This window comes from Streptomyces sp. NPDC020965 (genome assembly GCF_044333555.1).
In the GTDB taxonomy this organism is placed as follows: Bacteria; Actinomycetota; Actinomycetes; order Streptomycetales; family Streptomycetaceae; genus Streptomyces.
This window is the reverse complement of the sequence record NZ_JBIRRE010000004.1, coordinates 169261-190202: the sequence shown is the minus strand read 5'-3', so window position 1 is coordinate 190202 and position 20942 is coordinate 169261. Positions and strand designations below refer to the sequence as shown.

16 protein-coding genes and 1 tRNA gene are annotated in these 20942 nt (G+C 67.8%); 6 read left to right on the top strand and 11 right to left on the bottom strand.

The genetic code is table 11. From position 1 onward, the window contains the following. Positions 1–256 precede the first annotated feature (256 nt). From ACH4S7_RS14640 to ACH4S7_RS14620, 5 genes are read left to right on the top strand one after another with little or no spacing between them, the layout of a single operon-like run. Positions 257–2068 carry an ATP-binding protein gene (locus tag ACH4S7_RS14640; protein WP_398521516.1) on the top strand — a complete coding sequence of 604 codons (1812 nt, stop codon included), beginning with the start codon at positions 257–259 and terminating at the stop codon, positions 2066–2068. A 7-nt stretch (positions 2069–2075) separates the two neighbouring features. Next, a complete protein-coding gene (locus ACH4S7_RS14635; RefSeq protein ID WP_398521515.1) occupies positions 2076–2510 on the top strand; it encodes a roadblock/LC7 domain-containing protein in 435 nt (144 codons plus the stop codon). A gap of 2 nt (positions 2511–2512) precedes the next feature. Continuing rightward, complete coding sequence (locus ACH4S7_RS14630; RefSeq protein WP_398521873.1) at positions 2513–2881, top strand: DUF742 domain-containing protein; 369 nt, start codon at positions 2513–2515, stop codon at positions 2879–2881. Further along, positions 2859–3518 carry a GTP-binding protein gene (locus tag ACH4S7_RS14625; protein ID WP_398521514.1) on the top strand — a complete coding sequence of 220 codons (660 nt, stop codon included), beginning with the start codon at positions 2859–2861 and terminating at the stop codon, positions 3516–3518. The genes ACH4S7_RS14630 and ACH4S7_RS14625 overlap by 23 nt, the downstream gene beginning before the upstream one ends. Then, positions 3515–4096, top strand: a complete 582-nt coding sequence (locus tag ACH4S7_RS14620) for a GAF domain-containing protein (RefSeq protein WP_398521513.1) — start codon at positions 3515–3517, stop codon at positions 4094–4096. The genes ACH4S7_RS14625 and ACH4S7_RS14620 overlap by 4 nt, the downstream gene beginning before the upstream one ends. Before the next feature lie 148 nt (positions 4097–4244). Here ACH4S7_RS14620 and ACH4S7_RS14615 read toward each other — a convergent pair whose 3' ends face one another. After that, positions 4245–5441 (bottom strand): acyl-CoA dehydrogenase family protein, encoded by a 1197-nt coding sequence (locus ACH4S7_RS14615; protein WP_398521512.1) that lies wholly within the window; start codon positions 5439–5441, stop codon positions 4245–4247. A gap of 1442 nt (positions 5442–6883) precedes the next feature. Between ACH4S7_RS14615 and ACH4S7_RS14610 the strand changes: the two genes are divergently transcribed. Continuing rightward, positions 6884–6960: transfer RNA gene (locus ACH4S7_RS14610), tRNA-Pro, on the top strand. A 235-nt stretch (positions 6961–7195) separates the two neighbouring features. Here the strand turns inward: ACH4S7_RS14610 and ACH4S7_RS14605 are convergent. The 10 genes from ACH4S7_RS14605 to ACH4S7_RS14560 form a co-directional block, all read right to left on the bottom strand. Then, positions 7196–7777, bottom strand: a complete 582-nt coding sequence (locus ACH4S7_RS14605) for a hypothetical protein (RefSeq protein WP_398521511.1) — start codon at positions 7775–7777, stop codon at positions 7196–7198. Continuing rightward, positions 7774–8739, bottom strand: a complete 966-nt coding sequence (locus ACH4S7_RS14600; RefSeq protein WP_398521510.1) for a hypothetical protein — start codon at positions 8737–8739, stop codon at positions 7774–7776. The genes ACH4S7_RS14605 and ACH4S7_RS14600 overlap by 4 nt, the downstream gene beginning before the upstream one ends. Next, a complete protein-coding gene (locus tag ACH4S7_RS14595) occupies positions 8673–10205 on the bottom strand; it encodes a hypothetical protein (RefSeq protein ID WP_398521509.1) in 1533 nt (510 codons plus the stop codon). Before ACH4S7_RS14595 ends, ACH4S7_RS14600 begins: the two co-directional genes overlap by 67 nt. After that, positions 10202–10552, bottom strand: a complete 351-nt coding sequence (locus ACH4S7_RS14590; protein ID WP_398521508.1) for a helix-turn-helix domain-containing protein — start codon at positions 10550–10552, stop codon at positions 10202–10204. Before ACH4S7_RS14590 ends, ACH4S7_RS14595 begins: the two co-directional genes overlap by 4 nt. Positions 10553–10568: 16 nt before the next feature. Then, complete coding sequence (locus tag ACH4S7_RS14585) at positions 10569–11330, bottom strand: tyrosine-type recombinase/integrase (protein ID WP_398521507.1); 762 nt, start codon at positions 11328–11330, stop codon at positions 10569–10571. Positions 11331–11381: 51 nt separating this feature from the next. Next, on the bottom strand, positions 11382–12875 hold the full coding sequence (gene ltrA, locus ACH4S7_RS14580; RefSeq protein WP_398521506.1) for a group II intron reverse transcriptase/maturase: 1494 nt from the start codon (positions 12873–12875) through the stop codon (positions 11382–11384). Positions 12876–13376: 501 nt separating this feature from the next. Continuing rightward, positions 13377–13874 (bottom strand): hypothetical protein, encoded by a 498-nt coding sequence (locus ACH4S7_RS14575; protein WP_398521505.1) that lies wholly within the window; start codon positions 13872–13874, stop codon positions 13377–13379. Between the two features lie 68 nt (positions 13875–13942). Continuing rightward, positions 13943–15151: a tyrosine-type recombinase/integrase gene (locus ACH4S7_RS14570; protein WP_398521504.1), complete on the bottom strand. Its 1209-nt coding sequence runs from the start codon at positions 15149–15151 to the stop codon at positions 13943–13945. Then, positions 15151–15381 carry a hypothetical protein gene (locus ACH4S7_RS14565; protein ID WP_398521503.1) on the bottom strand — a complete coding sequence of 77 codons (231 nt, stop codon included), beginning with the start codon at positions 15379–15381 and terminating at the stop codon, positions 15151–15153. Before ACH4S7_RS14565 ends, ACH4S7_RS14570 begins: the two co-directional genes overlap by 1 nt. A gap of 1408 nt (positions 15382–16789) precedes the next feature. Then, on the bottom strand, positions 16790–20926 hold the full coding sequence (locus tag ACH4S7_RS14560) for a polymorphic toxin-type HINT domain-containing protein (protein WP_398521502.1): 4137 nt from the start codon (positions 20924–20926) through the stop codon (positions 16790–16792). Positions 20927–20942: the final 16 nt, after the last annotated feature.

Sequence of the window (20942 nt, the reverse complement as noted above, 5' to 3'; positions counted from 1 at the left end):
ACCGGTCCCTGAATCAACCTGGCGTTCTCGGGCGGGAGTACGAAGCCTCATACCAGAGCGGGACGAATGGCGGGGAACTTTGTCAACTGCGCACCGAATGTGCTCGGCTGGCGGCTACCGTGTGTGGCCAGTGATCAACGATGGGCTCATATCCCCTGCGCCGGAGCATCGTTGACCCCTCGCAGGACTCCCCCCACCCATACCCCCCACCCCACGCACTACGCCGAACCCTGGGACCCACGTACCAAGGACGCTGATGTCTCCATTACGCGCACCCGCCGCGCGGCCGGACCGCCGGGAGGGCGGGCGCCACGGCCGGTCAGGCGCTCGCCCCACCCCGTCACCGGGCAGACCGCGCCCCGTGACGTCATCGCCGGAAAACCGCCTCCGCCCCCGTCTGCTGCGCACCGCGGTGCTTCCGGCCCTCATCGCCGCGCTCAGCGGCGCCACGGCGGTGGCCTTCACCGTGCACACGGCGGCCCCCCGCGCCACCGCCGCCCTCTGGATCGTCCTCACCGGCACGGCGGCCCTCGCCATAGCGGCCGTCGCGGGCGCCGCCCTGGGCGCGGACCGCACCGCCGCGTCCGTGCTCGACCGGTGCGCCGCCCTGCGCCGCTCCACCGCACGCGGTCAGGGAGACCTCCGTACGGTCGTCGAGCAGCTCAGGCGAGGGGAGGGGCCGCCCGCCCCGCGCACCGCGCTGCCGCCATCGGCACGGGGTGACGAACTCGATCTGCTCTCCCTGGAGCTGGCCCGCTCCCATGACGTCGCGGTCGCCGCCGTCGTCCAGGCATCCCGGCTCTCCAGCAGTGTGGGCAACGAACAGAAGGTCGAGGTCTTCGTCAACCTCGCCCGACGGCTCCAGTCACTCGTCCAGCGCGAGATCCAGCTCCTGGACGAGCTGGAGAACGAGGTCGAGGACCCCGAGCTGCTCAAGGGCCTCTTCCATGTCGACCATCTCGCCACCCGCATCCGCCGCCACGCCGAGAACCTCGCCGTCCTCGGTGGCGCGATCTCCCGACGGCAGTGGTCCAACCCGGTCACCATGACCGAGGTGCTCCGCTCGGCCATCGCCGAGGTCGAGCAGTACCCCCGGGTCAAACTGGTGCCACCGATCGACGGCACTCTGCGCGGTCACGCCGTCGCTGACGTGATCCACCTCCTCGCCGAACTGGTCGAGAACGCCACGGTGTTCTCCGCCCCGCACACACAGGTACTCCTGCGTGCGCAGCACGTCACGGCGGGACTCGCCATCGAGGTCGAGGACCGGGGCCTCGGGATGCCGGCCGCCGAACAGACCAAGATGAACGACCTGCTCACCGACCCCGATCAGGTGAATGTCGCCCACCTCCTCCAGGACGGGCGCATCGGACTCTTCGTCGTCTCGGCGCTGGCCCGCAGACACGGCATCGCCGTACGGCTCCAGTCCAACATCTACGGCGGCGTCCAGGCCGTCCTCGTACTGCCGCAAGGACTCCTCGGCGCCGACTCGGGCGGGCTCCAGCAGCCCGACACGAGCACCACCGCTGCGGCGGGGCACCGCCGCTCGGCACCGCCCCCGCTCACGAACCAGGTGCCCAACCCGCCCTCGATCCCCCGACCGGTACCGGCGCCGCCACAGCTCCAGCCGACCCAGGCCCCGGCGACCGCACGACCCGCGCCACTCGCCCCACTGCCCGTACGGTCGGAGCGCGCCGACCGCCCCAATCCTGCCGCCGCGCGTCCCGGCGTCACCCACACGGCACGGGGCGTACTCTCCAACGAACGCCCGCTGATGCCGATCGCCACCCCCATCGGAGTGGCCCGCGGAGGCGCGGTGGGTCGGCCGCAACTCCCCAGGCGGCGGAGTCAGGAGCACATAGTCCCGCAGTTGAGGACCCCCCCTCCGCCGCGCAAGGACGACGAGTACGCCCTCCATGACCCTGGTCTGATGGCCGCGTTCCAGCGAGGTTTCGGACTGGCCGAGGCCCAACCCCTCACGGAGTCCGCGTCCGTGCGGGCCGCTGTCACCGAGCCCGGCGCACTCCTCACCGACCCGCACCGCCACGACCACACCTTCAAGGAGTAGATGCACCATGGCGAGCGACGCGCCACACGGCCAGGTCTCCGATCTCGACTGGCTGTTGAGCGGTCTGGTCCAGCGGGTGCCGTACACCCGCAATGCCGTACTGCTCTCTTCCGACGGCCTGGTGAAGTCCGTCCACGGCCTGGAACCCGACAGCGCCGACCATATGGCGGCACTGGCCTCCGGCCTCTACTCCCTCGGCCGCAGCGCCGGAGCGCGCTTCGGCGACGGCGGTGAGGTGCGCCAAGTCGTCGTGGAACTCGACTCGACCCTGCTGTTCGTCTCCACCGCAGGCTCCGGCACCTGTCTCGCCGTGCTCGCGGGCCGGGAGGCGGATGCCGCCGTCCTTGGCTACGAGATGGCGATGCTGGTCAAGAGCGTACGGCCGTATCTCACCACCCCGGCCAGACAGCCCACCGGGACACCGGGCATCCCGGGCCAGTGACCGTGCCGGCCCCCAAGGACGGGCCGCTGCTCGATGCGGCGGCCGGGCCGCTCACCCGCCCGTACACGGTGAGCGGTGGCCGCACCCGTCCGACGGCCGTGCTGGATCTGCTCTCCCTGGTGACGACCACCGGGACCGCACCCCCTGCGCTCGGAGCGGATCACGTTCTGGCGCTGGGGCTCTGCAAGGGTCCGATCTCCGTCGCCGAGGTCTCGGCGCATCTGGGACTCCCCGCGGCCGTCACCAAGGTACTGCTCTCCGACCTCGTGGACTGCGGAGCGCTGATCGCACGGGCGCCTCGCAGTCATGACACACCGACCGACCGTTCATTGCTGGAGGCAGTGCTCGATGGCCTACGACGACGGCTCTGAAGCCGCCGACTCCGAAGTCGACGGTTCCGCGGACTACGGCCCCGCCCCGGACGACGTCTTTCCCACCGCCCTGAAAATCCTGGTCGCCGGTGGCTTCGGGGTGGGCAAAACCACATTTGTCGGGGCGGTCAGTGAGATCGAACCGCTGAGCACCGAGGAGTTGCTGACCCAGGTCAGTGTGGCGACGGACCATTTGGACGGAGTCGAGTCCAAGACGACCACCACGGTCGCCATGGACTTCGGCCGACTCACACTGGACCAGCGCCATGTCCTCTACCTGTTCGGAACGCCGGGCCAGGAGCGCTTCTGGTTCATGTGGGACGAACTCTCCGAGGGCGCGCTCGGCGCCATCGTCCTCGCCGACACCCGCCGACTGCAGGACTCCTTCTGCGCCGTGGACTTCTTCGAGGGCCGTGGCATCGACTTCGTCGTCGCGGTCAACGAGTTCGACGGCGCCTACCGCTACACACCGGACGAGGTACGGGCCGCACTCGATCTCAAGCCCCGGGTGCCGGTCGTGATGTGTGACGCGCGGATCGCCAGCTCGGGCATCGGGACGCTGGTCACGCTCGTCCAGCACCTCCTCAACACCACCGCGACGCCCGCCCCGGCGCCGAGCTATGGAGCACCGACATGACCTTCGACCCCACGGGCCATCTGCTGCTGACCCCCATTGACCGGGAAGCGCCCGTGCGTGTCAGACGGCTGCGCGAGTTGGGATTCGGGGACCGTCCGGACCCCGCCTTCGACGAGTTCGCCCACCATCTGGCGGAAGTGACCGGGGCTCCGTACTCCATGGTCAACTTCATTGATGAGAACCGACAGTTCTTCGCCGGACTGCACACACCGACCGGTGAGCACAACGGGAGCGATCTGACGGCGGTGGCCGCGGTGGCGGCGGCCGGGGGTGAGGTCAGTCGGTTCATGGCGCGGGACCACGGCTACTGTCCGCATGTCGTCGTCCGGCGCAAAGCGCTCGTCCTGGAGGACGTCTGCGACTACCCGCGGTTCGCGGGGAACCCCGTCGTGGACGAGATCGGCATCCGCTCTTATCTGGGGGCTCCGCTGATCGACCGGACCGGGATCGCGCTGGGCACGATCTGCGTGGTGGACACCGAGCCCCGCCCCTGGGGGAGGGCGGGCCTGGAGACCATCAAATCGCTGGCCGCTGAGTTGATCGAACAGATCCACCGGCGCGAGGACGGCGGTATCTGACCTCCGTGTCCGACCCCCGGCCGACGGTCGGAGCCCCGTGTTCTCGGCCGGAAGCCGGGTCCCGACCGTCCATCGGCGACGCGGGCGGCGGGGGAGCGCGAAGGGTTCCCTCGCGCTCCCTCAATGAATCACCCGCTCCGCATGTCGGTCAGACCGCCGCGCGCAGCCTGACCGCTTCGGACAATCGCTGGGACCACTGCCCCTTCGCCGTGCCGAGCGCCACCTCGGCGAGACGCAGCAACTGGACGTCGGACGTCCCGGCGGGGGCGAACATATGGAGCGCGTCCCGCAGATAGCGCTCGATCGGACGGTCGGTGAAGAGCCCCGCGGCGGCGTGGATCTCCATGGCGCTGCGCGCGGAGTCGATCGCCGATTCCACATTGATCAACTTGGCATTCATCAACTCCGCGTCGCACGGCAGTCCCTGGTCGAGCAGGTGTACGGCGTGGTACGCGGCGAGCCGCGCGGTCATCAACCGGGACTGGAGCTTGCCCAGCTTCAGCTTGATGGTCGGCAGATCGTGGAGGGGTTTGCCGTACCGGTGTCGTTGTTCGCAGAAATGAGTGGTCTCATCGAGTATCGCCTGATGGATTCCGAGTGATACGGCGGTGAGGTTCGCCCGCCCGTACAGCACGCTCGACGAGTAGGCGACGGCCAGCCCGTCCCCCTCCGCACCGAGTCGGCTGGTCACCGGGACCCGGCAGTCCCGGAAGAACAACTCGCCGAAGCTGAAGCCGTGCAGTCCCATGGCCGGCTGCTGGGTCCCGGTGCTGAACCCGGGTCGGTCCGACTCGACCAGAAACGCGGTCAGGCCCTTGGAACCCGGTCCGGTCCTGACCACGACGCCGTGAAGATCCCCGACATGACTGTTGCCGACATACACTTTTCGGCCATTGAGGATGTACTCGTCACCGTCGCGTACGGCGGTGGCGCTCATCCCCAGCACATGGCCCCCGGAATCCGGCTCGGTCACCGCGATCGTCGGCAGGCACTCGCCGGCCGCGATGGCGGGCAGCCACTGTTTGCGCTGGTCCTCGTTGCCGAAGTGGACGATCTTGGCCGCACCGAGTTGGGACGCCTGAACCATCGCGCCCATCGCCCCGCTGACCCGGGAGAGCTCCTCGATGATGATGGTCTTGGCGAGATGGCCGGCTCCCATCCCGCCATGATCGCGGTCAATGGTGGCTCCGAGCCATCCCTGCCTGGCTATGAGCCGTGATAGCTCCCGGTGGGCCGATCGTGAGGCTTCCATGGCGGGGATACGTGGTCGTACCTCCGTCTCGGCGAAGTCCCTTACCTGGTTCCGTAGTTGGTGGTGAAGCCGACTGGCGAAGTACCCGTCCATCGCGAGCCTTCCTCTGCGAAGCGCCTGCCCGGGCGGTTGTTCGAGCAGGTCGTGCCTGGGCGGCGGGTCCCGTTTCCAGGTAATCCGACCGCTGCCGTTCTGCCGTACGGCATTCCCCCCGTGCCTCTCTCTGCCACATGCCCATGGCAAAGGTTTCTCGGGCAATAGACACAGAGGCTCGGCAGACGGTCCCGAGCTGTGCTCAGGGGCGATAATCGGCGCCGTTTGAAGAACCGATACGGCATAGACGTGGGCTGAAATGTGCACACCCGAACAGGGCGATTGAGCCCGACAGTCGGCCTTGACCGCGCACGGAAGTGCTCAGCAGCGTGCGACGAAGTCGCACGGCGTGAGCAGCGCGCGTAAGGGCGTACGTTCGACCGGGCGCCGGGGCCCCTCAACCGCCGGCCCCGGTTGATTTCCAGCTATATGGAGGAGAATGCCGGGGAGTGCCGGGGGTCCTCCCGGCATGTTCCGGGGCGTGCGGGGGTGCTGGCGCGAGCCGGTTTCACGCCTTCTGCTCCAGGGCGTCCCCCGTCAGCCCCCGTACCACCGCCGTGTCGACCTCGACACCCGGCCGCGGAACACGGTCGACTCGAGCCGGTCGACGGGTCGTCCGAGCTGTCCCGGTGCCGGATGCGGCGCTGCCGAGTCGACGGTCCTACGGGCCTCCCGGTCGGGGTGATCCGGTCCGCCGCGAAGGGCGCCGACGACCTGGCGGACCCTGGGTCGGGGCCGGTGGGCGCCGGTCCTGACGGCCGCGTTCCACGGTCATCGACGGGTCGCCGCGACGGTGTGCCCCGAGGGGTCGGCGATGTCTTGGTGATCACCGGATCCACCAGGTCGAGGCGGACAGCGACCGTGAGATCTCTCGGGCGGGGTGCACTCCCGCCGCCGCACGCGGCTCGGGGGGAGTGTTCGCGCGGTCCTCGCCGCTTCCTGTGCCCGTTGGCCGGAAGTGACTGCTCGGCCACAGTGACGCCGAACTCATTCAGCCGCCGCGCCGCCTCCCGCCGTGCCGCTTTCGGTGGCCGGTGAGCCGGCCCGGGGTCCGTGTGGTGGCGGGACTGGGCTCCGCCGCCGCGAGCGAGCGCGACCGCCACGGCGCGACCGCGGCGGATCAATGCACTGCGACGGCTGCCGACCATGGCGCTCCCCTTACTGGAGGGCGGAGCATGCAGCGGAAAGCGCTTTCTCTCCACCTCACCCAGCGTAGATACGAGAACTACAGGGGGTCAATGGGTCGGACGCGCCCTCTCCGGCCGCCCGGGCCCGCCGTCCCGGTCGGTGCCGGATGCCGGAGGTGGGTCGCCCGCGGCCCCGGACAGCTCCGGGCGGGATCTCCCGGCAGGAGGTCGTGAAAGCGGTTCGTGACCACCTGCCCGAGTGCGGTATTGTTCTCATGCGCGTTCGGCCAGGGGAAACCCCAGGTCAGCGGGTATCGGGACGTGGCGCAGCTTGGTAGCGCACTTGACTGGGGGTCAAGGGGTCGCAGGTTCAAATCCTGTCGTCCCGACCAGCGTTTTCGCAGGTCGTAGGCGGTATCGGAGAAATCCGGTACCGCCTTTCCGCATGTCTTGGGGACCATTTGGGGACCACACGGTCTAGCGACGCCTTCCGGGGACGGGCTGGAGGCGAGGCTGAGGGGTGCGCGGACGGGGTTGAGGTGGGCGGTGAGGGCGGCCCCGGCGCCCGTGATCTGGGACATGTCGGGGTGTAATGGTGGAGTCGGGTATTGGAACTGCCTGAATGCCTCAGCCGGTGCGGACCCACGCCGTGAAGTCATCGGCGAGTCCGGGCGGGTTGGCGGCCTCAGTCCGGCGAGCGATCCCCTCGTAGTACTCCAGCTCGTGGAGGACCACGGGCACCGGCTTGCCGATGGCGCTCTTGATGACGCCATCGTTGTGGAGGTCGCGAGCGAGCTGGACGCATGCCTGGTTGAAGTTGGCCTCGATCAACGAGGCGGTCGCCCCCACGGTCGTCATCCAGTCCTCAGGGTGCGTGGGCTCGTCGTCGTACCAAAGTCCGAGTTCAGTGATCCACTGACGGCGTGCTGTGGCTCCGCCGGGGTCTCGGGCGACGTCGCCAATGACCGTGAGCTCGTCCTGGAGCCAGAAGGCATAGTTCCAGCGGGCTTCCGCCTCGTCGGAGGCATCCGCGATGCTGCGTCGGAACTGGGCTTCGTTGTTGTATCCGATGGTCAAGGTGGGCTGTCGAGGGTCGTCCCTCTCATTGTCGATGAAGAACGAGATGACGTAGATGTCCTCTGCCTCGGCCGCTGAGATCGAGCTGATTGCTCGCTCGGCAAGGGTTCGGAGGTGGTCCTGGAAGGTCACGGGGCTGGAGCCTTTCGAATTCGGTTGCTGACGTCGGCGGCGTAAGCGGCCCAGTCACCGGCGGCGGCTCGCTGCCACTTGACGGCGACGGTGATGTCGATGCCGAGAGTGCGGGCAAGGACCGCGGCAGGCAGCTCCGTGGCGAGCTGGAACAGAGCGGTTGAGCGGGTCTCGGCGAGCCGGATGCCGAGCTTGCGGAGACGTTCGCCCATGGCCCAGACACTGATCGGGCGGCCGGGCTGACCGCCAGGGAAGAGCCAGGGTGAATCCGTCCGGGCGAGAACGGCATGACTGCGGCGAACCGCGACTTGTTGGAGGGCCAGTTCAGCGACGAGTGCGGGCAGCTCGACCGGGACGGCACCGAGGCGGAGGCGTACTGCTCCGTCGGTCTCCTCGATGTGGTCGACGGTGAGCCGGGAGATCGCCGCGGGCCACTGGGCATAGAGGAGCAACAGCAGGCCGGCGAGGCGGTCTTCGGACTTGAGAGTGTCGTCGTGCAGCAGACGCCGGGCGGTGGTGGCCCAGCGGGCCTCGTCGTCCATCGCCTGGGTGGGGCCGTTCCATCTGACGGCCGGGAAGCTGAGATCGCGTGCGATCTTCTGGGCGAGAGCCCAGCGCACGAAGTGGCCTGCCTCCCGGCGGTGACGGACGTCGTCGCTGGTCATCCAGTGTTCGAGGTCGGCCTGGCGGCAGGTCGTGAGTGTCAGACGCTGGTCGTTGAGCCAGTTGAGGAGATGGACGGCTGCCCGCAGATGCTGGCGGACGACGGTGAGCTGGGTGTGCGTGATGTCGTTTCCGCGGCTGCGTCGGCGCAGTCGTCGCAGGAGGTGCCAGGTCGCGTACCGGTGCAGGATTTTCCGTCCCTCAGCGATGGTGTGGGAGGTGACGAGATCGTTCACGTGCCGTTCCAGGTGGACCATCTGCTCGTCGCGCTGGGGCAGCGTGCCGGTAGCAACGAGCACGCTGCGGATGTGCTCGACGACCTTCCCGCCGGCAGTGCGTCCAGGGCCTCGTGCGTCAGGGGCCGACGACCGGATCCAAGATCGGACAGAACGGTGGAGACGATGCCGCCGGCCAGCCAGCGCATCGCCGCGCCGGCCCGTTCCGTCTCGGCCAGGGCATCGTTGAGGGCCTGCAGCCTCGGGGGTATGGAGCCCGAGCCGTCGGCGAGAAGCTCGTGGAGCCGTTGCCTGAGAGTGCAGCGAGGGCACGGGCCGGCGGCTCGCAATCGTTCCGCTTCCCCGCAGGTGGGACATGGGCGCCAGAGCTCGGCGTCCGGTGCGGTGCAGGGGCCGCAGACCGGTGCTTCGGCGGTCCCGGAGTGGATGCCTCGAAGCCGCCCGCATGTGGTGCAATGAGCCTGGCGTCGGTCGCAGCCGCCGCAGCGGGGCAGGCCGGTCAGCCGGGAGTGGGTGCCGGGTGCGGTGCGGCCGCAGATCGAGCAGACGAGGACGGGCAGGGGGCAACAGTTCGAGCAGAGAGGACCGCTGGAGGTGCGGTTCTGTACTCGCTTCCGCTTTCCGCAATTGATGCAGACCTCGACGTTCGCGGGGTCGCTGACCAAGCAGTTCGGACACAGCGGGCGCCCCTGGTCGTCACGAGTGGCCGGCTCGCGGCGGGCGCCGCAGCGTACGCATTCTTCGACGCGGGACTTGGCGATGCAGTTGCGGCAGACCCGCTGACCGTCGAGCGGCTTGTCGATGCGAACCACCCGGTGGCAGCGAGGGCAGGACGGTCGGACGATCCCGGCAACACCAGCCTCGTGCAGAAGGTCGATGAACCTCAAGATGGCGCGATGCGGGGCGAGATGGGCCTCGCCGGTCAGCAGGCGAGGGTTCTCCTCCAGGGCCCAGACCACGCGCTGGCGATAGTGGGGACGGTGGGGCGCCGACCGGCGCAGAGCCTCGGCGACCACGTCGCGGTCGGCGCCCGGAGCGATCGTGTTGATCACCGTGTGAACGACCGTGGCCGGGTCACGGTCATCGTGGTCGGGACACATCGAACAGCGGGGCAAGCCCTTACGGTCCCGGAACGTGACGCGCCGGGTGTTGCCGCAGGCGGCGCACTCGCTGGTCTCCTTGATGCAGACCGAGCAGTACCAGTCCTGGCCCTGCCGCTGGAGGCTTTGCAGCCCCTTCCCGCAGTCCGCGCAGACCGGCGGCGAGATCGCCGCGGCACCGGCCTTGCGAAGGGCGATGAGGAGATCACCGACGGCCCGTGGCGCCGGGGACCGGCCATCGGTCAGGGCGGCGGGACGCGTCGCCAGGAACTTGGCCAGGTTCCGTGACTTTGCGCGACCGCCCGCGACCGCGGTGACCACGGTCCGGATGGTCTCGGAGCCGAGCTCGCTCTCGGCATCCGCGACCAGGTCCGTGATCAGGCCGATCGGGTCCGCGACGGCGCGGTCGACCGAGTCGGTGGTGGTCACGACCGGTCAACACCCTTGATTCGGGCCCGCTTTGGCCGCAGTCCGCCGAGTCCTTCCGCGTCGGGTGCCGTGCCGCCGACTGCTGCCTTCGTCGGCTTCTTCACGGCCCCGACCACCGCAATAGGCTCGATGAGGTCGTCCATGGTGCAGTCCAGGATGTCGAGCAGAGCCATGAGGATCTTCAGGCTCAGTCGCTCAGGTCGCTCGACGACGAGCCGGTAGACCTGGCTGGAGGACAGCGCGATACCGCGCTCGGCGAGCGGGGGCAGAAGGTCGGTGGTGGAGAACATCCCGCGGTCGGCCATGACTTTGCGCAGGTGCCAGTGGTAGTCGAGCTTGGCGGCCATCGCCGGATCCCTCCTGTCAGGCTCCGGCGAACGCCGGGGCCAGTGCCTTGTGCAGGGAAGTGTTCATGAAGTCGTCGCTGACGTGCGTGTAGATGGCCAGGGAGCTGTCGCTCTCGTGGCCTACCTGCTGCTGGATGAAGCGGCGGTCCACCCCGTCCTCCGTCAGGTGCGTGACGTACGAATGCCTCAAGGAGTGAGGGACCAGCTCTTTCGGCAGGCCAAGGGCGTCGCGGTACGCCTCGAACCGGTCGTTGATCGAGCCGGGCCGCAGGCGTCCACCGCGTTCGGTGATCCACAGAGCGGGGTGGTCGGGGAACCCGAAGCGCGGACGGACATTCTCGACGTAGTCGGCGACTGCCTCGACGGCCCAGTCCATCACCGACAAGACGTTCCGGCGCCGCGGCGGCTGGCCCTTCTTGGCCTTGCCGTAGCGGACGTTGAGCGTGCCGTGCCGGCCGAACTGCCGGGCCTGCGGGTTGCGCCCGAAGTCGACCACATCGAGCTTGGAGGTCTCGGTCCGGCGAAGTCCCCACCCGTAGATCACCTTGAAGAGGGTGGCGTCGCGGTAAGCCGCCAGGGCGCCCTTGCGTTTCGCCCGTAGCGCTCGTTCGACCTGGTCGTCGGCATAGTCGAGGAAGAGCTGCAGCTGTTCCCGGGTGAATGGCTTCGCCTCCGGGTCACCCTCGTAATCGTTGAGGTGGGCGATGGTGGTGAGGTCGGCCCAGGGCGCGGTACCGGTGTTACCACCCGCCCGTCTCCCTGGGCCGCCTTCCCGCACCCGACGTGCATGTCTCCATGCATCGGGCGCTCCACATGCCTTGCCCACTGGTCAGCCCGCTGTGCCGAGGGCTGCCGGTCTCAGGGGCCACGGGGTGGGAATCGTGTTGCCGCGATAGCGGTAACGAACCACCGAAACGCTGGATGCGCCGGTGAACACCACCCCGTTGTGGGCGAACCGCCAGCCGCGATCGCAGAAGCGACGGCGCAGCTCGTTCATTCCCAGCCCATGGCGTCCTTGCCTGTGCTTATGACGGATCCATCTCATGATCCGTCCCCAGGCCAGGGAGTCGATCGCGTTGAACGCGCTCTTCGACGCCGCGTGCCGGAAATAGTTCGCCCACCCGCCCAGCTGCCGGTTGAGACTGACGAGCAGCTCATCCAGCTCCATATGGCGGGTCGACCTGAACGTCTTCGCCTTCACCTTGTCCTTGACCGATTGCACGGCCTTTCTGGACGGCATGGTGTAGACGAAGTGCTTCTGCGTTCCCCGCTTCCGCTTCCTGCGGATGTGGAAGCCGAGAAAATCGAAGCCCTCATCAATATGGACCACACGGGTCTTCTCCGGCGACAGCCGCAGCCCCATTGGGGACAGCACAGCCGCCACCTCTTCCCGCAGAGCCTCGGCATGATGGCGTTCACCAGCCACCATGAGCACGAAGTCGTCCGCGAAGCGGACGAGCTTCCACAGCCCCTGGCCGTTGCGTCTACGTTTGGTGCGCTGCCACTGGGTTCCCATCGCCTGCTGCCATTGCTGGTCGAAATGCTCGTCCAGCACCGAGAGGGCAATGTTCGCCAGCAACGGCGAGAGAATCCCGCCCTGAGGGGCGCCCGTCAGCGTCTCCTCCCGATCGCCCGAAGCCGTCATGACTCCAGACTTCAGGAACGCCTTGACCAGAGCGCACACCCGCTTGTCGTTGATCCTTACGCGGAGCCGGTCCATCAAACCCGTATGCGAAATTTGATCGAAACAGGCTTCAATGTCGGCCTCCAGCACCCATTGGTAATTCCTCGGTTTGGACGCCCAGTAATAGATCTCGGCAATAGCATCGTGCGCACGCCGGTTGGGGCGAAACCCATACGAGCACGGCTTGAAGTCCGCCTCGAAGATGGGTTCGAGCACCGCTTTCAGGGTCGCCTGAACCACGCGATCCGCGACGGTGGGGATACCCAACTTTCTGAGCTTCCCGCTGGTCCCCTTCGGGATCATCACCTGCCGCACCTCCACCGGCCGGAACTGGCCGGACTTCAGCGCATCGCGAATCTGGCCCAGGAACTCCTCCACCCCGACCCAGGTCTCAATCCGGGCCACGGTGGCCCGATCAATCCCCGGGGTCCGTGACCCGACGTTGGAGGCCACGCGCTCCCACGCGTGAACCAGAAACGCCGGATCGTAGACGAGGTTGTACAGGTCACTGAAACGGCGGGAGGCATCAGCCCCCGCCCAGTGATGCAGCTTGGTCTGCATCCTCCGTACCGCAAGTGCCGCCGAATCAGGATCCGGCCACACCACGGCGTCGGTATTCACCGACGCTTCTTCGGACATTGCTTTCCCTCCCTGCTTGACATGCTGCCGCCCTTCCCCATGTGGCCGGCCCTACCGGCCTCGGAGTACTACGACGGCTCCGCCCCGCCCGCGCCTTCGGTCGGCATCACACCTATCCCCTCGCCCGTCCCTCTGGCTGAGGAGAGGCCGGGGAACGTACGCGGCCGGTTCCCACGTTCACTGCTGTCCGGTCGACGAGTTAGGCACCCGGCTCTGCCCCTGCGGTATCGCCGCGACTACGCCGTAGTCCTTCACCGCGGCCTCCTGCCCCAGACTGAAAAGACCCAGGCAAAGAGTTCTCCACTCGCCACAGCGAGCGGATGCGCACCGCCACCCAGCCCATATCCGCCGGATTTGAGCTGGTTCCACGTCAAGAGGCTTAACAACACCGGTTCCTCGCGTATACCTTCTCGTCTCGCTCACCGCGCCCGGCCCATCCGGCAGTACCGGGCCGACGCGACTTTGTCGAGGCTGCTCCCACCCTTACCGGCGATCCCCGGCTCAGGCTGCCTCCAGCTTCAGCCCGCCGCTACGACGGCGAACCGATGGGGCCTTCCACCTCCATCCGGACAAACAGCGCCTCGTGGCGCACTTCCACTCGTGACAGACCGCCACCGGGAAGGTGCCGAAGGCTTCCTCGCAGGCAGGGCCCCATCCGTAGCGGCCGTCAATGAGGAACTCGCTGAACAGTCGCACGGTGCCCTGGTAGCTGTGGATTGTCGACGGTGCCAGATGCTTCTCGCTGGTCAATGAGACCGACCACTCGTCCATGTGGGCTGGCGTCCACTGCCACGGGTAGTCGTTCGCGAACTCCAGGAACCGGCGTATGAGTCGTTCCCGCGGATCGATCGTGTCGTCCTTCAACCCCCGCGACTTCTGCTGAGCACGCCAGCCCCGCAGCATCGCGTCGAACATCGCTTCCTCGGGACGCAGTTGGACCACCCCGGAGACGAGCTCCAGATGAGCCGACCCGGCCAGGGCCACCTTGCGCTGATGCACCACTCCAGACCATCCCTTCTGGAGGGCAGATCATGCATCAGAAGGGACCAGCTCGGCAACATGCCTGGTCAGACCGCTAGGTCGTAGTAGCCTCGGAGCCCTTCAAGCCCTCGCCATGACCTGGCGACCTGCGGTTTCTCGCCCGCCTGATGCAATTCCCGAGGGTCGAGGTAACGCTGGGTGGTGAGCAGGGATCCGTGTCCGGCGATCTTGCGGAGGACGTGGGCGGGGACTCCGGCGTCGGCGAACCAGGTGAGTCCGGTGTGCCGGAGGTCGTGGCGTCGTAGGTGTTCGAGGCCGAGTGAGAGGACGACTTCGTCCCAGTGGGTGGCGTCGCGCAGGACGGCGGTGGAGATCCGCCCGCCACGCGGCCCGGTGAAGAGGCGCGCTTCGGGGTTGGGGCCTGCGGCGAGGATGCGTTCGGCGATGAGTGGGCGGATCTCTTCCACGATGGGTACGTGGCGGGCGCGTTTGCCTTTGGTGTTCTTGTCGATGAGTCCGCCGGGTGCGGGGGTGGTCTGTCTGCGGACGGTCCAGATCCAGTTGGTGGTGTCGATGTCGGCGACGCGGACGCCGGACACTTCGCCGATGCGGGCGGCGGTCGTGGCGGCGAAGATTACGACCTCACCCCACCCCTGGTAGTTGCCGTGGGAACGTTCCACGAGCGCCTGGGCGAGGCGGAGCAGGGTGGGCCAGTCGCGCAGTGCGAGGGCACGGGGGTTGTCGAGTTCGTCCTCGGCCTGCTTGTACTCGCGCTGCCAGCCGGTGACCCGGGCCGGGTTGACGGTGATCAGCCCGTCGCGGACAGCTTGCTCCATCACACGCACGAGGACGGCGAGGCTGTTCTTGACGGTGGAGCGGCTCTGCTCGTCGGCGATCCAGCCGTGAACGGTGCGGTCGACAGCCCCGTTGCTGATCATGCGTACGGGGAAGTGCCCGAGCGCGGGGACCACCCGGCGGCGCCAGCCGGCGAGATACGGATCGAGCGTCTTCAACTCCAGACCGCGCAGAGCCAAGTCCATGGTGGCGGTGCCGTACTCGGCCAGCGACATGGTGGCCACATCCGGCGCGATCCCCGCCTCCGCGGCCTTCAGGATCCCGGAGATCCAATCCTCAGCCTCGTCGTGCGTGTCCTTGCCCTCGGAGAGGGACCTGCGGCGCTTGGAGGCGGGATCGAACCAGCGGACGCGGGCACGGTAGGGGGATGCCCGGCTGGGACGGTGCTCGATATCGCCGGCCACCCGCACCCAGAGCGGTACAGCCTCGGTGTAGGGCATCAGACCACCGGACCGGGCGTCAGCCCGTCGAGACCCTTGGCCGGGGGCAGGTCGCTGTCTTCCCGCTCGGACACGACGTGGCATCGATCAAGTTCGTCGCCGAGTAGCAGGTGGATCCCGTCCCCGAAGGTGTGCGTGGTCCGCTGCGGAGGACCACGCACCTCGGGCCGGACCACCCGCCTGGGCAGCTCGGCGATCTTGGGCCCGATCGCGGGCAGCAGCGCCAGCACGCCCTCGACGCCGTCACCCTCCTCCGGCGACCCCTGCGTGATCGCCGGAGGACAGGAAGGAGCAGCCCTCGCGGGAGGCGGGGCTGGCTCAGATAGAGGACCTCGTCACAGCCGGACTCCACCGTGAGCAAGGCCACGGAGACACCCTGCTCACCACAGGGCTCGCGTTGGCCGCCACTGCCGGGATCCCGCAGCTCTTCCTCATCGCGGACGCGCCTGACTGGCCGCGCGAGTGATACTCCCGCCGCGGCTTCACCGAGCTCGGCCGCAGCTATTCCTTCCTCAACCGCTGACGGCGGGGATGAATCGCGGGCCATTGCTGCCGAACAGCCTGAGCCCGAGTTCGTCCGCAAACCAGCAACAGTGCGCCAACGTCCCCAAGGTGTATACGGGTAGGCGATATCAGGACGGAAGCGGTTCGGCGTACCATGAAGCTCTCTCCGAATCCGAAACCCACCCCCCCCACGCGCAACTCCGACTTACCCGGCACCTGGAAGTGGGTCTGCATTTTCCATGCACCCATACCGCCGGGTCTGGCCCCGGACGGCCTTCCGGCTCGAAGAACTGGCGACGCGCACCACGCTACGACGTGGGGAAGACCGTCAAACTGCCCGACAGCGTCACCAAACGCGATCGCCTTACAACGTGCAGAACAAGCTGAAGGTCAGTGGTTCAGCAGCGGGGGTGTCTCCAGGGCGCGGCCCGGAGGTGTACTTCCGCCAGGGTCTGGCCATCCTGGGCAGCGCTGCCAGGTGCTCCGTTGTCCGCAGCATTCCACCGTTGCCTGCGGCTGCCCGCCTCTTGGCAGCCGTCGAACGCTGACGTTGCTGCCAAATGACCACTGGCCCCGCCGGAATAATTCCGGCGGGGCCGGTCTCTCTAGTTGCTGCCCCAAGGATTGAAGCCGCGAGGGTGTTAAGTAACTCGACATATAGCGCGTTGGATCATGCGCCCTTGCTTAGCCCTATGTGCGCGAAGAATCACTAATCGCTGGAGCCGGGTGCCCTACTTGGCGATTCTCACCTGCATGGCCGCTTTCCAAAGTAGGGACTTACCACCCTGGCCAACTTGCGCTGGATTGCGCGTAGTGTCCGAATGCTCGACTCGTCACTAAATCCTGTGGTTGTCGGCCATTCATATCCCGAACCCGCAAGATCGCTAACAAAGACAATCTCGGCGGCCAGCAATATGCGCGCCCAATCAACGGGCGCTATCGGAGTGTCGTCTCCCAGTGTTGCGCGCAACCTGCGGCATTGGTCTAGCAGGTCCTGCACACCTTCGAATCCTATGCCAATGGCGAGCTCATCGCTACACCGAGCCGGACCACCCCACTCCAAGAGTGCGCGTCGTAGCCAGGAGACCTCATCTGCGGTGAGCAGGTCACTCGCCACTGCAGAAGATTCAGGCATCAGTTCAACTCATTCCAGTAATCATCGATTGTTCCTGGATCTCGACGGAAGATAGTACCGCCATCTGGATTCATCGGGTCGTGAATCACGATCGTAGATCCATCCTTCCCTTGGTATGCTCTCCGCCCGCTACCCAGCGGCTTACTGCGTGCCGGATTTTGCATTACATCTCGGACGAGGTCTCCGATATCCTTGGGTGAATATCCCGGGAAGTCGCCAGCGTGCTTGCTTCCCGCGTGCCCATTTCCAATATCTGAAGCATCTTCGAGACGTTCCTCAGGAGTGCACCATTCGCCGCCTGAATTGTGTACGAGGACCGGCATCCGACCTGCCAGCACATAGTACGTGTGGATGTCGGCGACGCTGAGGTTGTAGGTTGTCTGCCTCTGAGTGAAGGAGCGGTTCTCCCGGATCCGGACGGCGGAGTTGTCGCTGCTCTGGAGTGTCATGCCGGGCTTGAGTGCGTGCGCCTCGACCCAGTCCTGCTGTGACGGGCTCCAGAACGGGTGCTCCTGGGTCGCTGTGAGCTTTGCAGGTCCCGAGGGGGTCTCGATTGTCAGCTTGTTGAACTGTTTGTCGTCTTCGGTGACGATCAGGCGGGTCACCTCGCGGACGCCTGTCAGCCTGGCGACCGGATCGGTGGCGAGTACCTTGTCACCGAGTCGGATGTCCTCGATGTTTTTCCTGGAGCCGTCGCCCATGAGGACCTTGGTCCCCGGCGGAAAGCACTTGTTGCAGTTGCGTTTCAGTACTTTCAGTGCGTTGTAGGACTTTTCCAGTGCCTTGAGTTTGGCGCCGATGAGGACGTCGGCGGCCAGACCTGAGCAGTTCTCCAGGTCTTTTTCTTCCATGCAGGCTTCGAGCTGGCCGAGGCCGGTGAGGTCCTTCGCGGCGCCCCATGCCCTGTCGATGGTGGAGTTGATCTCGTCCGCATGTTTGAGGACGTCGCTGAAGAGCTGGCACTCGATCTCGTTGTGCTGGCACCAGCGGGCGAAGGCCGGGGGATCACAGGGCATCGGAGCCATGGAGGAGCAGCGGTAGATGGCGCGGGCGCGGGCGCCGGCGATGTCCTTGATGTCCTTCTGCTTCTTCTCGACCGCCGCCTTGCGCCGGGCTTCTTCCTCCTGCCGGTATTTCTGGATAGAGATGGTCAGCGCCTCGGACGCTGCCGCGAGTGAGGCTGCGGCGTCCTTGCCCGCCGCGATGGCGGATTGCCTGGCCCGGTCCGCGGCGAACCAGGCGCTGGACGCGGATGTCTGGGCGATCTCGGAGGAGAGGGTGGCGTCGGCGGCCGAGCGGGCGGCGTCTTCCGCGGCAGTATTGGCCTGGTTCGCAGCGGTACGGGCGGTCGCGGCCGAGGCTGCGGCGCTGTTGGCCGATGCCTCGGCGTCCAGGGCGTGCTGGGCCGCCCTGGACGCGTGGCCCTGCGCCTCGGTCGCGGAGGCGCCGGCCTTCCGGGCCCACTCGGCGGCTTCCGCCGCTGCGTTGCGCGCGGTGGCCGCGACTTTTTGGGCGGTGGCGGCGTTCTGCTGAGCGATCGCGGCGATCTTCGCCGCCTCCGCGATCAGCTTCTGGACCCTGGCCACATGGGCGCCGGTCAGGTGGTCCTTGCGCTGGGCGATGTGCTGGCCCGAGGCGATAAAGGTGTGGAGCGTCTGAGGAGCCCCCTCCAGCGCGATCCGGGCTGCGGACTTCAGCTCGGGGGTGCCGGAATCGACCAGATGGGCCGCTCTGACCCGCTCGTCCTGAGTCCGGGCGATGTTCTGGGACCTGACGAAAAAGTCGCTGTACTTCTTGGGGTCCCCGCTGTCGAGGGCTCTTCTGCCCTCCTCGGCAAGCACGGGCCCGGCGCCGTCGATGATTCGAGCGATCTCCACCCGCATGGGCTGGGAGGCGACCTGGTGCCGGCCCGTGGTGATGAAGGCAGTGACGGCGGCCGCGTCTCCGAGCAGTGCGGCTTCGGCCGCGTCCCGCATCTCCTTGCTCTCGTCCTCCTCGGCGATGCGTTCGACGTGGGAGCGTTCGTCCTGTTCCTTGGCCGTCCGCCATCCGCTGCGCAGGTAATCGATGACGACGACATCGGGTCCGGCGAGGGCGGCCTCTGCGGTGGCGCGTCCCCATGCGGTGCCGTTCTTCATGACCTTCACGGCCAGTGCGCGCCCCTGGACGGCGAGTGCCGTGAGGTCGGCTCCGGGCTGGGCGGCCTCCGTGACGAGCCGGTTTCGCTCCGCTTCCCGGTCCTGGGCCGCCTGTTCGGCGGCGGTCCGTCTGGCTGTCCGGGCTTCGGTCGCTTCCTTCTGGTCTTTGGCTCGTTCGATGCCGGCGTTGGTGCGGCCCTCCAGTTCCAGCGTTTCCACCCGGCGGGCGAGTGTGTAGATCTTCTGGGCCCGGAGCACGGCACTGGTCGCGGCGTTCGCCGCGTGGGTGGCCGCGTTGGCGTGTTCGGTGGATTTGGCAGCGGCGGTCGCCGCGTCGCCCGCGTGCTGGGCGGCGTCATCGGCGGCCGTGGCGGCGTTTCTCGCGTGGGTCGCGGCTTCCCGGGCCGCGTCCCGTGACTCGGCTGCCGCGGTGGCGGCTTCGCGGGACAGGTTCTCGGCGGCTGCGGCGGCCCGGTTGGCCTCGTTGGCATGCCTCTTGGTGGCTGCCGCGGCGGCCCGTGCCTCCGCGGCGGCGGCGCTGGACTGCCCTGCCCACGTGCTGGCCTCACTGGCGGCGTTGGCCGCGAGATTCGCGTTGACACCGGCGCTGGCGGCCGAGCGGGCCGCGTCCCCGGCCGAGCTCGCGGCCTTGGACGCCTCGTCGGCGGCGTCGGCGGCGAGATCGGCGCCCTTGGCCGCGTCGCGGGCGTTCTCCGCGGCCTCCCGGGCGGCGGCGGCGTTCTGCGCGTCTACTGCCGCGTTCGCCGCCGCGTGCCTGGCCCGGGACGCCGCCTGGGCGGCACCGGAGGCCGCTGCGGCTGCCTGGGCCGCTGCGTTGGCGGCGACCCGGGCTGAGTTGTTCGCGGCTCGCGATGCTTCGATCGCCTCCTGCGCCGCCGCGGCGGCCTGGGAGGCGGCCTTGGCGGCGCGTCCGGCGGCGCGTCCGGCCTTATCGGTGTCGTTCTTGGCCGCCTCCGCTTCGGCCGCGGCCCGTAGCGCGGCCTCCTTGGCGAGTTGGGCGCTTTCGACCGCCTTCACCGAGGTGGCCTTCGCCGCGTCGGTCTCCTTCGCGGCCTGCCGGCCCGCTTCCTTCGCCTGTGCGGCGAGTTGGGCGACGGTGGTGTGTTCCTGGTCCTTGTCCCGGGCGACGAACTGGCCGACCTCGAGGAACGTCCGGACCTCCTGGGCCCCGCCCCTGAGTGCGAGCCGCCCGGCGGCACGCACATTGGTGCCGCCGACACTGATCAGCTGAACCAGCCGGACACGCTCGTCCTGCTCCTGCTGGGTGTGCTGCCCCGTGGTGAGGAACTTGCTGACGTCGGCCGCCGTGCCGTTCAGCGCGGCACGTCCGGCGTCCTGCACGGCGGGCCCGGCGGTGCTGATGATCTGTGCAGCCCTGACCCGGTTGTCCTGCTTTATCGGACCCTTCCAGCCCCAGCCGACGAAGGACCAGAGCTCTCCCGGGGTCCCCGAGAGCGCCGCACGCGCAGCAGCCAGGAGTTCCGTGCCGCCGAGCCCCGAGAGCTGGACGGCACCCACCCGCACGTCCTGGAAGGACAGGTCTTCGACGGCCGCGAGGAACGCCTGCACCTCGGTGTCGCTACCGGTCAGGGCCGCCTCGGCGGCCGCTTTGACCCCGGGGCCCCCGGCTTTCCAGTGTTCGACGACCCGGCTGCGGTCGGTCGGGGCAATGGCCACACTGCCGGCAGCCGGATTCGGCGGAGCTTGGCCAGTCCCGGCGGCAGGCGATCCCAGGAGGCTCACGACCAGTGTCAAGGACAGAAGTCCCAGGGATGGTACTTGAATCGCGCGTATGGCTTTTGCTGCGATTCCCGGCTCATGGACTCTTCGTTTCATACGACGCTCATCTCTTCCCGCCGAAAGCCGTGCTCCCGGGAGGCATCTTGAAAGACTGATTGGGAGGGAACGCATCATCAGAGGCATGTCCGGGCCGGCTGTTCTGCCCACGACAGAGCCGGTGGCGCGCCCGCCGACCACGAGACGAGCAGTCGGC

What these genes read in the sequence shown, in the direction of transcription:
- ACH4S7_RS14640 (WP_398521516.1), top strand. Translation starts at nt 257, where the DNA reads ATGTCTCCATTACGCGCACCCGCCGCGCGGCCGGACCGCCGGGAGGGC.
- ACH4S7_RS14635 (WP_398521515.1), top strand. Translation starts at nt 2,076, where the DNA reads ATGGCGAGCGACGCGCCACACGGCCAGGTCTCCGATCTCGACTGGCTG.
- ACH4S7_RS14625 (WP_398521514.1), top strand. Translation starts at nt 2,859, where the DNA reads ATGGCCTACGACGACGGCTCTGAAGCCGCCGACTCCGAAGTCGACGGT.
- ACH4S7_RS14620 (WP_398521513.1), top strand. Translation starts at nt 3,515, where the DNA reads ATGACCTTCGACCCCACGGGCCATCTGCTGCTGACCCCCATTGACCGG.
- ACH4S7_RS14615 (WP_398521512.1), bottom strand. Translation starts at nt 5,441, where the DNA reads ATGGACGGGTACTTCGCCAGTCGGCTTCACCACCAACTACGGAACCAG.
- ACH4S7_RS14590 (WP_398521508.1), bottom strand. Translation starts at nt 10,552, where the DNA reads ATGGCCGCCAAGCTCGACTACCACTGGCACCTGCGCAAAGTCATGGCC.
- ltrA (WP_398521506.1), bottom strand. Translation starts at nt 12,875, where the DNA reads ATGTCCGAAGAAGCGTCGGTGAATACCGACGCCGTGGTGTGGCCGGAT.
- ACH4S7_RS14570 (WP_398521504.1), bottom strand. Translation starts at nt 15,151, where the DNA reads ATGCCCTACACCGAGGCTGTACCGCTCTGGGTGCGGGTGGCCGGCGAT.